Annotated in this window: 11 protein-coding genes; all 11 read left to right on the forward strand. The window is 65.1% G+C overall.

Going from position 1 to position 12868, the window contains the following annotated elements; translation table 11 throughout:
- The first annotated feature begins 121 nt into the window (after nt 1–121).
- The 11 genes from coq7 to murG all read left to right on the forward strand — a co-directional run bounded on the left by coq7 (nt 122) and on the right by murG (nt 12857).
- Nucleotides 122–775: a 2-polyprenyl-3-methyl-6-methoxy-1,4-benzoquinone monooxygenase gene (gene coq7 / locus PSUB009319_RS19405; protein ID WP_124383834.1), complete on the forward strand. Its 654-nt coding sequence runs from the start codon at nt 122–124 to the stop codon at nt 773–775.
- A gap of 385 nt (nt 776–1160) precedes the next feature.
- Nucleotides 1161–1589, forward strand: a complete 429-nt coding sequence (mraZ, locus tag PSUB009319_RS19410; RefSeq protein ID WP_021196112.1) for a division/cell wall cluster transcriptional repressor MraZ — start codon at nt 1161–1163, stop codon at nt 1587–1589.
- A 9-nt stretch (nt 1590–1598) separates the two neighbouring features.
- Complete coding sequence (rsmH, locus tag PSUB009319_RS19415) at nt 1599–2558, forward strand: 16S rRNA (cytosine(1402)-N(4))-methyltransferase RsmH (RefSeq protein WP_124383835.1); 960 nt, start codon at nt 1599–1601, stop codon at nt 2556–2558.
- Between the two features lie 21 nt (nt 2559–2579).
- Complete coding sequence (gene ftsL, locus PSUB009319_RS19420; RefSeq protein WP_124383836.1) at nt 2580–2924, forward strand: cell division protein FtsL; 345 nt, start codon at nt 2580–2582, stop codon at nt 2922–2924.
- Nucleotides 2921–4708 carry a penicillin-binding protein 2 gene (locus tag PSUB009319_RS19425; protein ID WP_124383837.1) on the forward strand — a complete coding sequence of 596 codons (1788 nt, stop codon included), beginning with the start codon at nt 2921–2923 and terminating at the stop codon, nt 4706–4708. Before ftsL ends, PSUB009319_RS19425 begins: the two co-directional genes overlap by 4 nt.
- On the forward strand, nt 4705–6249 hold the full coding sequence (locus tag PSUB009319_RS19430) for a UDP-N-acetylmuramoyl-L-alanyl-D-glutamate--2,6-diaminopimelate ligase (RefSeq protein WP_124383838.1): 1545 nt from the start codon (nt 4705–4707) through the stop codon (nt 6247–6249). The genes PSUB009319_RS19425 and PSUB009319_RS19430 overlap by 4 nt, the downstream gene beginning before the upstream one ends.
- The gene (gene murF, locus PSUB009319_RS19435) at nt 6246–7694 is read left to right on the forward strand and encodes a UDP-N-acetylmuramoyl-tripeptide--D-alanyl-D-alanine ligase (RefSeq protein ID WP_124383839.1); all 1449 of its coding nucleotides are present in this window, start codon (nt 6246–6248) and stop codon (nt 7692–7694) included. Before PSUB009319_RS19430 ends, murF begins: the two co-directional genes overlap by 4 nt.
- 15 nt (nt 7695–7709) lie before the next feature.
- Nucleotides 7710–8879 carry a phospho-N-acetylmuramoyl-pentapeptide-transferase gene (mraY, locus tag PSUB009319_RS19440; RefSeq protein ID WP_124383840.1) on the forward strand — a complete coding sequence of 390 codons (1170 nt, stop codon included), beginning with the start codon at nt 7710–7712 and terminating at the stop codon, nt 8877–8879.
- 146 nt (nt 8880–9025) lie between these two features.
- Nucleotides 9026–10534 carry a UDP-N-acetylmuramoyl-L-alanine--D-glutamate ligase gene (murD, locus tag PSUB009319_RS19445; protein WP_185453509.1) on the forward strand — a complete coding sequence of 503 codons (1509 nt, stop codon included), beginning with the start codon at nt 9026–9028 and terminating at the stop codon, nt 10532–10534.
- A complete protein-coding gene (gene ftsW, locus PSUB009319_RS19450) occupies nt 10531–11772 on the forward strand; it encodes a putative lipid II flippase FtsW (protein WP_124383841.1) in 1242 nt (413 codons plus the stop codon). The genes murD and ftsW overlap by 4 nt, the downstream gene beginning before the upstream one ends.
- The gene (gene murG / locus PSUB009319_RS19455; RefSeq protein WP_124383842.1) at nt 11769–12857 is read left to right on the forward strand and encodes an undecaprenyldiphospho-muramoylpentapeptide beta-N-acetylglucosaminyltransferase; all 1089 of its coding nucleotides are present in this window, start codon (nt 11769–11771) and stop codon (nt 12855–12857) included. The genes ftsW and murG overlap by 4 nt, the downstream gene beginning before the upstream one ends.
- Nucleotides 12858–12868 lie beyond the last annotated feature (11 nt).

Raw genomic sequence — 12868 nt, forward strand, 5'->3', positions numbered from 1 at the left:
CAGGGTTATCCCGTACAGTAGTGTTTGGTCGGCCCGGTTCTGATCGGACGCAAGGCGCCATCCGGCCTCGGCCTTACAATGACGATTGCGCCGCACGCCATTGCCGGCGGCGCCCCTACTCATGCTCGACCGTTTCCTCCCCGAATTCGATCGCGCTCTGCGCGCGGTGGCTGGCGTCACGCGCGCCAGCCGACCGAACCCCGCTGATGCCGTGATTGCCTCCGCTGCCTCCGCGGGCGCGGCAGACAACGCGACCAAACTTTCCGAGGCCGACCGTCGCCACGCAGCCGGCCTGATGCGCGTGAACCATGTCGGTGAGGTCTGTGCCCAAGCCCTGTATCAGGGGCAAGCACTGTTTGCGCGGGACCCCGCCATCCGCGCCCAGCTCGACGAAGCCGCGCGCGAAGAAGAGGACCACCTCGCCTGGTGCGCCCAGCGCCTGCAGGAATTGAGCGACCGCCCGAGCCTGCTCAACCCGCTCTGGTATGCCGGCGCCTTCGCCATCGGTGCGGTTGCTGGCCGCCTGGGCGATAAGATCAGCCTCGGCTTCGTTGCCGAGACCGAGCGTCAGGTTGAGCACCATCTCGACGGCCATCTCGACAAACTGCCCGAACAGGACACCCGCTCGCGCGCCATCGTTGCCCAAATGCGCGACGACGAAATCCGCCATGGCGACAACGCGCGCCAGGCCGGCGGCATTGATCTCCCGGAGCCCATTCGCCAAGCCATGCGCGCCGCGTCGCGCGTCATGACTACGGCCGCCTACCGCATCTGACGACCCAGTGCCGTCGCCCGACGGCCCGACGACGTACCGCCCGCTCCTCCATTCGCCTGAGCTTTGCCGCCAGCGGTCTGTGCCCTCGCGCCGCGAGTGCTGTCGTGCGCCGTTCTCTCACGTGGTTTCTACATAAACCACGCTATCTCCTTCATTTGATTGGGAAAAGTGACTTGGCTCCTCAGGGGGTGTGCGCTAAGTCATTGTTCTGATTGCAAATTTTCCGTCTCGCAGGCCTCCGCAAGCCTTGACCACCTAAAGTCGTTCCTCTAAAGTGGGAAACAGTGTCAGAAAGTGTAGTTTTGTGGTTCAAAGAGGCCGTTTGCAGGCCAGTTGACGGCAAGGTGAGTGGCGATCGAATCGCCACACGGAGAGAGAAACCAACGTGTTCCAGGGTGCGTCGGCGCTGACGCTGGATGCCAAAGGGCGGATGTCCATTCCGTCGCGGCACCGTGAAGCGCTCCAGCTGCAGGCCGAGGGCCGGGTGACTGTGACCAAGCACCCGGACGGTTGCCTCATGCTGTTTCCGCGCCCCGAGTGGGAACGCTTTCGCGAGCGCATTGCCGCGCTGCCGATGGAAGCACACTGGTGGAAACGTATTTTCCTGGGCAGCGCCGCCGATGTTGAACTCGATACCGCAGGCCGCGTCCTCATCACCCCTGAACTGCGCACCGCGGCCGCCCTTGAGCGCGACGTGATGCTGCTCGGCATGGGTAGTCACTTTGAAGTCTGGGACGCCGCCACGTACACCGCGAAGGAGCAGGCCGCCATGGCGCAAGGCATGCCCGACGCCCTCAAGAATTTCTCCTTTTGATGACGCGAGATGACAACCCAAGCCAGTACGGGACTGCGCCATCAAACGGTGCTCTTAGACGAAGCGGTCGACGCGCTCATTTGGCGAGACGACGGCATCTATATCGATGGAACCTTCGGGAGAGGCGGGCACAGCCGGCGCATCCTGGAACGGCTGGGGCCCGGCGGCAGACTCGTCGCCTTCGACAAGGACCCGGCAGCAATCACCGAAGCGGGCACCGTAGAGGATGCCCGCTTCGCTATTGAGCATGACAGCTTCGCGCAGATGGCTCAGTGCCTGAGCGCGCGCGGCATTGAACGGGTGGCTGGCGTGCTGCTCGATCTGGGCATCAGCTCGCCGCAGATCGACGAAGGCGCACGTGGCTTCTCGTTCCGGATGGATGGCCCGCTCGACATGCGGATGGACACCACGCGCGGCATCACCGCAGCCCAATGGCTGGCCGAGGCTGATGAGCGCGACATTGCGAGGGTGATACGGGACTATGGGGAAGAACGGTTTGCTGTACAGATTGCAAAGGCGATTGTTGCTCGCCGGGGCCAATCCGGGGATCGAGGTCCTCTCGATCGCACATCCGAGCTTGCCGCGCTCGTGGCGCAAGCCGTCAAAACACGCGAGAAGGGTCAAGACCCTGCGACCCGCACCTTTCAAGCTTTACGGATTCACGTCAATCAAGAGCTTGCGGACCTCGAAACCGGTCTGAAGGCCGCCTTTGAACGTCTGGAACAAGGGGGACGCCTCGTCGTGATCAGCTTCCATTCGCTGGAAGATCGCATCGTCAAGCGCTTCATGCAGGCCCTGGCGCGCCCGGAGCAATCCGCCGCGCCGGAGCTGCGTCGGGCGCCGCTGCGTGCGCATGAACTGCCGGTGCCGCAACTGCGCCTGCTGGGCCGTGTGAAGCCGTCGGAGGCCGAGGTGTCGGCCAACCCACGTGCGCGCTCGGCCATCATGCGCGTCGCCGAGCGTTGCTGAGTTGACGGAGCCCCAGACGCCATGAACCGCCTGAACATGTTCCTGCTGACTGCGCTGGTGCTGTGTGCACTGTCGCTGGTCAACGCACAGCATCAGGCGCGTCAGCTGTTTGTCTCGCTCGATCGGGCGCAGGCGGAAGAAAAACAACTCAATACCGACTGGTCGCGTCTGCAATATGAGCAGAGCGCGCTCGGCAAGAGTGCTCGCATTGCCGATATCGCGAGCAAGCAATTGAAGATGTCGCCCGCGCAGGCGGGGCGGACGCAGTATCTGCAGGGGTTTGCCGATGTGCCGGCAGTTGGGGCGTCCTCCGGGGCTTCCTCCGCTGCGGCCAGCGCGCCCACGGCTTCCGGAGTACGGCCATGAGCGGCGCACGCAAATCCAACGGCACCACGGCGCGCGCGCGCCTGGGCCAGTTCTCCGCCAGCCCGGTGCTGGGCCTGCGCCTGCCGATGTGGCGCTCGAAACTGGTCGTCTTCCTGATGTTTGCCGCATTCCTGGCGTTGATCGGCCGGGCGCTGTGGATTCAAGGTCCGGGCAACCGCTTCTACGAGGCTGAAGGCAAGAAGCGTTTCCAGCGCACGCTGGAGTTGCCGGCCACGCGCGGCAAGATTCTGGATCGCAATGGATTGGTGCTGGCGACCAGCCTGCCGGTCAAGGCAATCTGGGCGGTGCCCGAAGACGTGCCCAACAACGTGCCCGGCGAGGAGATGAAGAAGCTCGCCAAGCTGCTCGGCATGAATAACAAGGAGCTGGCGACCAAGCTGGGCGAAGACAAGGGCTTCGTCTACCTCAAGCGCCAGGTGCTGCCTGAGGTGGCGGACCAGATCGCGGCGCTGAAGATCGAGGGCATCTATCAGACGCGTGAGTACAAGCGCTTCTACCCGGAAGGGGAGGCGATGGCGCACATCGTCGGCTTTACCAATGTCGAGGACAAGGGCCAGGAAGGCATGGAGCTGGCGCGCGAGTCCGATCTCGCGGGGGCGGCCGGTCAGCGTCAGGTGATCAAAGACCGCCTGGGCCGCGTGGTGGAAGACGTGGGCGTTCTCAAGGCGCCGCGTGATGGACATGACCAGACGCTGTCGATTGACGCCAAGATCCAATACCTGACCTTCAATGAACTCAAGGCTGCCATTGACCGCACCCGCGCCAAGGCTGCCAGTGCCATCGTGCTGGATGCTCAGACCGGTGAGGTGCTGGCACTGGCCAACTACCCGACCTACAACCCCAACGACCGCAGCCGCCTGTCGGGCGAGCAACTGCGCAACCGCGTGCTGACCGACACCTTCGAGCCCGGCTCGATGATGAAGCCGATCACCATCAGTCTGGCGCTGCAGCTCAAGCGTGTGACGCCTACCACGCTGGTGCAGACCAACGGCAGGTACAGCTTTGAAGGCGCGACCATTTCCGATACAGGCAACTACGGCACGCTGACAGTTGCGCAGGTGATCCAGCACTCCAGCAACATCGGCACGACCAAGATCGCGATGATGCTCAAGCCACAGGAAATGTGGGACATGTTCACCAGCGTTGGCTTGGGGCAGGCGCCGAAGATTGGTTTTCCAGGCGCGGTGGCGGGGCGGCTGCGGCCGGCCAACAAGTGGCGCCGCATCGAACAGGCAACCATGTCATACGGCTACGGTCTGTCGGTGTCACTGTTCCAGATTGCACATGCGTACACGATCTTCGCGCACGATGGCGAGCTGATCCCGATCACGATGTACCGCACCAATGGCCAGCCGCCACAGGGCGAGCGCGTGATCTCGCCCGAGGTGTCACGGCAGGTGCGTCAGATGCTGGAGACGGTGACCGCACCTGGTGGCACCGCGCCCCAGGCTCAAGTGATGGGCTATCGCGTGGGCGGCAAGACCGGCACGGCCTGGAAGCACACCGGACGCGGCTATGACCGCTCGAAGTATCGCGCCTCGTTTATTGGTCTGGCACCGATGTCGAACCCACGCATTATTGTGGCGGTGAGCGTGGACGAGCCCACGGTAGGTAACCGCTACGGCGGCGGGGCGGCCGGCCCCGTGTTTTCTCAGATCGTGGGCGGCACGCTGCGCGCGTTGAACGTCCCGCCGGATTCGCCGGTGCGCCAGCTTGTGATGACCCCGGACGTGCCGGAAGAGCCGGTAGGGGGCCTGCAATGACAGCCAGGCCCACCTCTGATCGCCCGACCATCGCGGCGCGCCTTGCGCCGGTGCTCGATTGGCTGCGCGCCCAGGTGCCCGCCAGCGCCGATCTGACGAGCGATACCCGCAAGCTCAAGACTGGCGATGTGTTCGCCGCCTACGTGCTCGGCAATGTGCGTCAGCATGGCGATGGTCGTCCGCATATTCCGCAGGCCATCGAGGCGGGCGCTTCCGCCGTGCTGGCCGAAGCGCATGGCTACGCGATGCCGTCTGACGCGCCGGTGCGCATCCTGGCGGTGGACGGGCTGGCCGAGTTGGCCGGCCCTCTGGCCGCGCAATGGTATGGCGTGCCGGGCCCGGAAGCGCTGCGTGTGATTGGCGTGACGGGCACCAACGGCAAGACATCGTGTTCGCAGTGGATTGCTCAGGCGTTGTCCATGCAGGGGGAGCGCTGCGCAGTGGTGGGTACACTCGGCACCGGGTTTGTCGATGCGCTGGCGCCTACCGGTTTCACTACGCCAGACGCCATCCAGCTCCAGCACAGCCTCGCCGACCTGCACCGCGCAGGGGCCCGCGCCATCGCCATGGAAGTGTCGTCGCACGGCCTGGAGCAAGGCCGTGTGGACGGCACACGTTTCGACATTGCCGTCTTCACGAACCTCACGCAGGATCACCTCGACTATCACGGCACGATGGCCGAGTACGAACTCGCCAAGGCGCGCCTGTTCGGTTGGCCGGGCCTTCGTGCTGCCGTCATCAACCGCGACGACGTAGCGGGTGTGCGCCTGTTGCAGAATGCCCGCGCCGATGTCGAAGCCATCGAATACGGCATCGACGGCGAAGCGGCTGCGCAACACGGCGCCAAGCAATGGCTGCGTGCCACCAACGTGCGCGCACATCGCACCGGCACGACGTTCGACGTGGATGGCAGCTTCGGCCATGCGACCGTGCATGCGCCCACCGTTGGCCGGTTCAACGTATCGAATCTTCTGAGTGTGCTGGGCGCGCTGCTGGCGGCCGGCGTGCCGTGGCAGGACGCCACTGCCCGCCTGGAAAAGCTACAACCCGTGAGTGGCCGCATGGAGCGCTTTGGCGGCGAGGATGGCCCGCTGGTCGTGGTCGACTACGCCCACACGCCCGACGCGCTGGAGCAGACCCTGCGCGCACTCGCACCGACGACCGAAGCGCGCGGCGGCAAGCTGTGGGCCGTGTTTGGCTGCGGCGGCGATCGCGACCCCGGCAAGCGTCCGCAGATGGGTGCCATCGCCGAACGCCTGGCGCCGCACGTGGTGCTGACTTCTGACAACCCGCGCAGCGAAGATCCGCAGCACATCCTCGATGAGATTGCCGACGGCATGGACAACCCGCGTGCCGCTGCGCAGATCGAAGACCGTGCCGCTGCCATCCTGCACGCGGTGCGCCACGCCGATGCGCGTGACGTGATCGTCGTGGCCGGCAAGGGGCATGAATCGACGCAGGAGATTGCTGGCCGCAAGCGCCCGTTCTCCGATCAGGAGCATGTGCGCCTGGCGCTAGCGGCCCGCGGGGTGAACGCATGAGCGCCCCGACCGTGATGATGCATGCCAGCGATGCCGCTGCCTGGATGGCCGGCACCTGTCTGGCTGGCCCCGACGCGGCTATTCTGCGCGTCACCACCGACAGCCGCGCCGTGCAGCCGGGCGACCTGTTCGTCGCGTTGATTGGCGAGCGCTTTGACGCGCATGATTTTCTGCCTGAAGTGGTGGCACGCGGCGCTGCCGCCGTGCTGGTGTCGCGCGCGCCGGCCGCCACACTGGATGTGTCCAGCGTGGCCGTGCTGACTGTTGCCGATACGCGCATTGGGCTCGGCCAACTCGCCGCCGGCTGGCGCCGCCAGTTCCCGATTCCGGTGGTGGCGGTGACGGGCAGCAACGGCAAGACCACGGTCAAAGAGATGATCTCGGCGATCTTCGCGCAGGCCGTGGGTGAAGACGCCCGCCTGGCGACCGCGGGCAACTTCAACAACGACATCGGCTTGCCGCTCACGCTGTTCCGCCTGAACGCGCAGCACAAGCTGGCCGTGCTCGAACTCGGCATGAACCACCCCGGCGAGACGGCCGTGCTGGCCACCATCGCCCAGCCGACCGTGGCGATGATCAACAACGCGCAGCGCGAGCACCAGGAATTCATGGTCAGCGTGCAAGCCGTGGCGCAAGAGCATGCCGCCGTGTTGGCCGCGCTCCCGGCCGATGGCGTGGCGGTGTTCCCGCGCGATGCGGCCAACGGTGGCGAATATGCGCCGGTGTGGCAAGCGGCAGCGGGTTCGCGCCGCGTGCTCGATTTCGGTATCGAGGCTGGTGCCGTGACGGGCACCGTGGCGGACACCGCCGACGGCCAACGTATCGACGTGCAGGCACCGGGTCAGCGCTTCGTCATCACGCTGCCGCTGCTGGGTGTGCACAACGCCCGCAATGCATTGGCCGCGACGGCATGCGCGCTGGCTGCCGGTGTCACGCCGGAGGTGATTGCGCAAGCGCTGGGCAACTTCGCGCCGGTCAAGGGCCGGTTGCAACGCAAGCCGGGTGCACATGGCGGCCTTGTCATTGACGACACGTACAACGCGAATCCGGATTCGATGCGCGCGGCCATCGATGCGCTCGCCACGCTGCCGGCGCCGCGCTGGCTGGTGTTGGGTGACATGGGCGAAGTGGGCTCGCAGGGTCCGGCATTCCATGAAGAGATCGGCGCCTATGCGCGCGAGCACGGCATCGATGCGGTATTGGCAACCGGCGAGCTTGCACGTCACACAGTGGACGCTTTCGGCACGGGCGCGCAGCATTTCGCGTCTGCCGAAGACCTGATTGAACACGGCGTGCCAGCCATTGCGCCGGCCGCGACGGTATTGGTGAAGGGCTCGCGCTTCATGCGGATGGAACGCATTGTTGAAGCGCTGGTCTTGAAAGACCCGGCTGCACACGTTGCAACACAGGCGCCGGCCGGATCTTCCACACAACAGAAGCATTAAGGGAAGCAAGAACCCATGTTATTGGCATTGGCGCAATGGCTGCAGAACGACTACGGCTTCCTGCGCGTTTTCAACTATCTGACGTTCCGGGCCGTGATGGCATCCCTCACGGCGCTGGTGATCGGCCTCGGGTTCGGGCCGTTTGTGATCCGTCGTCTGACGGAGCTGAAAGTCGGCCAGGCTGTGCGCAGCTATGGTCCGCAAACGCACTTGGTCAAAGCCGGCACGCCCACCATGGGCGGCGTGCTGGTGCTCATCGGTATTGCGGTGTCCACACTGCTGTGGGCGGATTGGGGCAACCGCTTCATCTGGATCGTGCTGCTGGTCACGCTGGGCTACGGCGCAATCGGCTGGGTGGATGACTACCGCAAGGTTGTGCACCGTGATCCGAAGGGCATGTCTTCGCGCGAGAAGTTTTTCTGGCAGACCGTGATCGGTCTGTTTGCCGCGGCATATCTGGCGTTTTCGGTGTCCGAGACGAGCAACATGCGCGTGCTCGAGCTGTTCATGGACTGGGTGCGCAGTGGCTTCTCACTGAGCCTGCCGGCCAAGTCGCACCTGATCGTGCCGTTCTTCAAAGAGATCAGCTACCCGCTGGGCGTGTTCGGTTTCATCATCCTCACGTACCTCGTGATCGTCGGCTCCAGCAACGCGGTGAATCTGACGGATGGCCTCGATGGCCTCGTCATCATGCCGGTGGTGCTGGTGGGCAGCGCGCTGGGCATCTTTGCTTACGTGATGGGCAGCGCTGTCTACAGCAAGTACCTGCTGTTCCCGCACATTCCGGGCGCGGGTGAGCTGCTGATCTTCTGCTCGGCGATGGCCGGGGCGGGCCTCGCTTTCCTGTGGTTCAACGCGCATCCGGCGCAGGTGTTCATGGGGGACGTCGGCGCGCTGGCGCTGGGCGGCGCGCTCGGCACCATCGCCGTTATCGTCCGCCAGGAAATCGTGCTGTTCATCATGGGCGGCATCTTCGTGGCCGAGACCGTCTCGGTGATGCTGCAGGTGACGTGGTTCAAGTTCACCAAGAAGCGTTATGGCGAGGGTAGGCGTTTGTTCCGTATGGCGCCGCTGCATCACCATTTCGAACTGTCCGGCTGGAAAGAGACGCAGGTGGTGGTGCGCTTCTGGGTCATCACCATGATGCTGGTGCTGATCGGCCTGTCGACCCTGAAGCTGCGGTGAGCACCGACATGACCGACATGACCGAACCCATCGCACCCGAGGACGACGATATGGCAACGCTGCCGGAGTCGGTGGGCGAGGCCGTTGCCGCAACGTTCGACTCCGCCGAGCCGATGCCCGCCGCCGAAACCGTGCAGGACCCGCGCATGTTCGGCGAGTTCGATGCGCCGTTCGTGCTTGTGCTCGGTCTGGGTGAATCCGGTCTGGCGATGGCGCGCTGGTGTGCGCGTCACGGCGCGCGCGTGCGCGTGGCCGATACGCGCGAGACACCGGCCAACCTGCCGGCGCTGCGTGCGCACGTGCCGGATGCCGAATTCGTGAGCGGCCCGTTTGCCGTATCGCTGCTGGACGGTGTGACGCTGGTGGCGATCAGCCCCGGCCTGTCGCCGCTGGATGCCAATGTCGCTGCGCTGCTGAACGCCGCTAACGAGCGTGGCGTACCGGTGTGGGGCGAGATCGAATTGTTTGCCCGCGCGTTGGCTGGTCTCAAGGCTGCACAGGGCTACGTGCCGCGAGTGCTGGCCATCACTGGCACCAACGGCAAGACGACCACCACGGCACTCACGGGTGCCCTGGCGGAGCGTGCCGGCAAGACCGTCGGTGTGGCGGGCAATATCAGTCCGTCGGCGCTGGACAAACTGACTGAATGCATTGACGCGGGCACGCTGCCGGACGTCTGGGTGCTGGAGCTTTCCAGCTTCCAGCTCGAAACCACGCACACGCTGGACGCCGACGCCGCGACCATCCTGAACATCACGCAGGATCACCTCGACTGGCACGGCACGATGGATGCCTATGCCGCCGCCAAGGGGCGCATCTTCGGTGCAAACACCGTGCGCGTGCTGAATCGCCAGGACACCGGCGTAATGGCCTTCGCCAGCAAGGGCGGTGACGTCACCTTCGGCATCGACGAGCCGGGCACGCCCGACGCACTCGGCCTGCTGCATGACGGTGGCATGCATGGTGGCATGCCGTGGATCGCGCTGGCCGAAGCCGACGAAGACGAAAGCCCCAAGCCCACACGCCGCAAGAAAGGTGACACCACGCCTGCCGCGCCTGTGCCGGTGCGCCTCAAGCGTCTGATGCCTGCAGACGCGCTGCGCATCCGCGGCTTGCACAACGCCACCAACGCCATGGCCGCGCTGGCACTGTGCCGTGCGATCGGCTTGCCGGTGAGCGCCCTGCTGCACGGCCTGCGCGACTACGCCGGCGAGCCTCACCGCGTCGAGCTGATCGCCGCGTTTGACGATCTCGAATTCTTTGACGACAGCAAGGGCACCAACGTCGGCGCGACGGTGGCGGCACTCTCCGGGCTGTCCAAGCACGTGGTGCTGATCGCCGGTGGCGAAGGCAAGGGGCAGGATTTCTCGCCGCTGGCCGGGCCGGTTGCGCAGTATGCGCGCGCCGTGGTGTTGATCGGCCGCGATGCGCCCCTGATTCGCGAGGCGCTGATCAACACGGGCGTCACGCTGGTGGATGCCCCGACGTTGGAAGCGGCTGTGCAGGAAGCTGCCGATCGCGCCCAACCGGGCGATGCCGTGCTGCTGTCGCCGGCGTGCGCGAGCTTCGACATGTTCCGCAATTACGAGCACCGTGCACAGGTATTCCACGAAGCCGTATCGGCACTCGCGGCAGACCGGGGAGTGATGCTATGAGCGACGCCCAGATCAAACGCAGCGGCTTCATTGGCGCGACCATCGGCAACGCATGGGATGGTCTGCGCGATGCCGTTTCGGGCGTCAAGCCCACGCGCTCCAAGATGATGGAGTACGACCAGCCGCTGATGTGGGTGACGATCGTGCTGCTCGGCCTCGGGCTGGTGATGGTGTATTCGGCGTCGATCGCGCTGCCGGATTCGCCCAAGTACGCGAACTACAGCAACGGCCACTTTCTGGTGCGGCACATTTTCTCGCTGATGATCGGGTTGATCGGCGCCATCGTCGCATTCCAGATTCCGGTCAAGTTCTGGGACAAGTACGCGCCCAAGCTTTTTATCATCGCGCTGGTGTTGCTGATCATCGTGTTGGTCCCACACGTAGGCAAGGGCGTGAACGGTGCGCGGCGCTGGCTGCCGCTGGGCGTCATGAACTTCCAGCCTTCCGAACTGATGAAGCTGGCGGTGGTGCTCTACGCGGCCAACTACACCGTACGCAAGCAGGATTGGATGCAGAGCGTGCGCAAGGGCTTTCTGCCGATGGGCGTGGCGGTGGCATTTGTCGGCTCGCTTCTGCTGCTGGAGCCGGACATGGGCGCGTTCCTGGTGATCGCGGCCGTGGCCATGGGCATCCTGTTCCTGGGTGGCGTGAACGGCAAGCTGTTTGGCGGGCTGGTGCTGACGGCGGTGTCGACGTTCTCGCTGCTGATCGTGGCGTCGCCCTGGCGGCGCGAGCGGATCTTCGCGTACCTGAATCCGTGGCAAGAGGAATACGCGCAAGGCAAGGCGTATCAGCTCACGCACTCGCTCATTGCCTTTGGCCGCGGTGAGTGGACCGGCGTTGGCCTGGGCGGCAGCATCGAAAAACTGCACTACCTGCCCGAAGCCCATACCGATTTCATCCTGGCCGTGATCGGCGAGGAGCTCGGCTTTGTCGGCGTGCTGATCGTCATCCTGCTGTTCTATTGGATGGTGCGCCGCTCGTTTGAGATCGGCCGCACTGCGCTGCAACTCGATCGCACGTTCGCCGGCCTGGTCGCAAAGGGGCTGGGCATCTGGATTGGCTGGCAGGCCTTCATCAACATGGGTGTGAACCTCGGCTTGCTGCCGACCAAGGGCCTGACGCTGCCGATGGTCAGCTACGGTGGCTCGGGCATCCTGATGAACTGCGTGGCACTGGCATTGCTGCTGCGTATTGACTATGAAAACCGCGTGTTGATGCGTGGGGGCAAGGTATGACGGCCGGTACGCCGCCGCGCACCCTTCTCGTCATGGCCGGTGGTACGGGCGGCCACATCTTCCCTGCGCTGTCGGTGGCCAAGCTGCTGGCCGCGCGCGGCTGGAAGGTGGTGTGGCTCGGCAACGCGAGCGGCATGGAAGGCCAGCTCGTGCCAAAGCACGGCTTCCCGATGGAATCTGTGCAGTTTGGCGGCCTGCGTGGCAAGGGCCTTGCCACCAAGTTCCTGCTGCCGCTCAACCTGCTGCGCGCGTTTTGGCAGAGCCTCGGCGTGGTGCGCCGCGTGCGTCCGAATGTGGTGCTGGGCATGGGCGGCTATATCACTTTCCCCGGCGGCATGATGAGCGTCTTGCTGGGCCGCCCGCTGGTGCTGCACGAACAGAATTCGATTGCCGGTCTCGCCAACCGCGTGCTCGCGCGCGTGGCGGATCGCGTGCTGTGCGCGTTTCCGAATGCGCTGTCGGGCGCTGAGTGGGTCGGTAACCCGATCCGCGCTGATCTGGCGACGCTGGCTTCTCCGCAAGCGCGCTACGCCGAGCGCACGGGGCCGCTGCGCGTGCTGGTCGTGGGCGGCAGTCTGGGTGCAGCGGCGCTCAACGATGTGGTGCCCAAGGCGCTGGCATTGCTGCCGGCTGATACGCGCCCGATCGTCATCCATCAGGCAGGCGCCAAGCAGATCGACACGCTGCGCGCCAACTACGCCGCCGCCGGCATTGATGACGCCCACGCGCAACCCGTGCCCTTCATCGATGACATGGCGGCCGCGTACGCGCACGCCGATCTGGTGATCTGCCGCTCGGGCGCAATGACCGTTTCAGAAGTGGCCGCGGCGGGTGTCGCGGCGCTGTTCGTGCCGTTCCCCCATGCCGTGGACGATCACCAGACCACCAACGCGCGCTTTTTGTCCGAGCGTGGCGCGGCGCTGTTGGTGTCGCAGCGGGAACTGGGTCCGGCATCGTTGGCAGATACACTCGCGTCCCTGACGCGTGCGCAACTGGCCGATATGGCGGCTAAAGCACGCGAGCAGGCAAGGCCAGAAGCGGCCGAGCGTGTCGCCGACGTGTGTGTAGCGGTGGCACGGGCATAGGGAATCGAATC

It is taken from the genome of Ralstonia sp. SET104 (assembly GCF_003851545.1).
In the GTDB taxonomy this organism is placed as follows: Bacteria; Pseudomonadota; Gammaproteobacteria; order Burkholderiales; family Burkholderiaceae; genus Ralstonia.

What these genes read in the sequence shown, in the direction of transcription:
- coq7 (WP_124383834.1), top strand. Translation starts at nt 122, where the DNA reads ATGCTCGACCGTTTCCTCCCCGAATTCGATCGCGCTCTGCGCGCGGTG.
- rsmH (WP_124383835.1), top strand. Translation starts at nt 1,599, where the DNA reads ATGACAACCCAAGCCAGTACGGGACTGCGCCATCAAACGGTGCTCTTA.
- ftsL (WP_124383836.1), top strand. Translation starts at nt 2,580, where the DNA reads ATGAACCGCCTGAACATGTTCCTGCTGACTGCGCTGGTGCTGTGTGCA.
- PSUB009319_RS19425 (WP_124383837.1), top strand. Translation starts at nt 2,921, where the DNA reads ATGAGCGGCGCACGCAAATCCAACGGCACCACGGCGCGCGCGCGCCTG.
- PSUB009319_RS19430 (WP_124383838.1), top strand. Translation starts at nt 4,705, where the DNA reads ATGACAGCCAGGCCCACCTCTGATCGCCCGACCATCGCGGCGCGCCTT.
- murF (WP_124383839.1), top strand. Translation starts at nt 6,246, where the DNA reads ATGAGCGCCCCGACCGTGATGATGCATGCCAGCGATGCCGCTGCCTGG.
- mraY (WP_124383840.1), top strand. Translation starts at nt 7,710, where the DNA reads ATGTTATTGGCATTGGCGCAATGGCTGCAGAACGACTACGGCTTCCTG.
- murD (WP_185453509.1), top strand. Translation starts at nt 9,026, where the DNA reads ATGTTCGGCGAGTTCGATGCGCCGTTCGTGCTTGTGCTCGGTCTGGGT.
- ftsW (WP_124383841.1), top strand. Translation starts at nt 10,531, where the DNA reads ATGAGCGACGCCCAGATCAAACGCAGCGGCTTCATTGGCGCGACCATC.
- murG (WP_124383842.1), top strand. Translation starts at nt 11,769, where the DNA reads ATGACGGCCGGTACGCCGCCGCGCACCCTTCTCGTCATGGCCGGTGGT.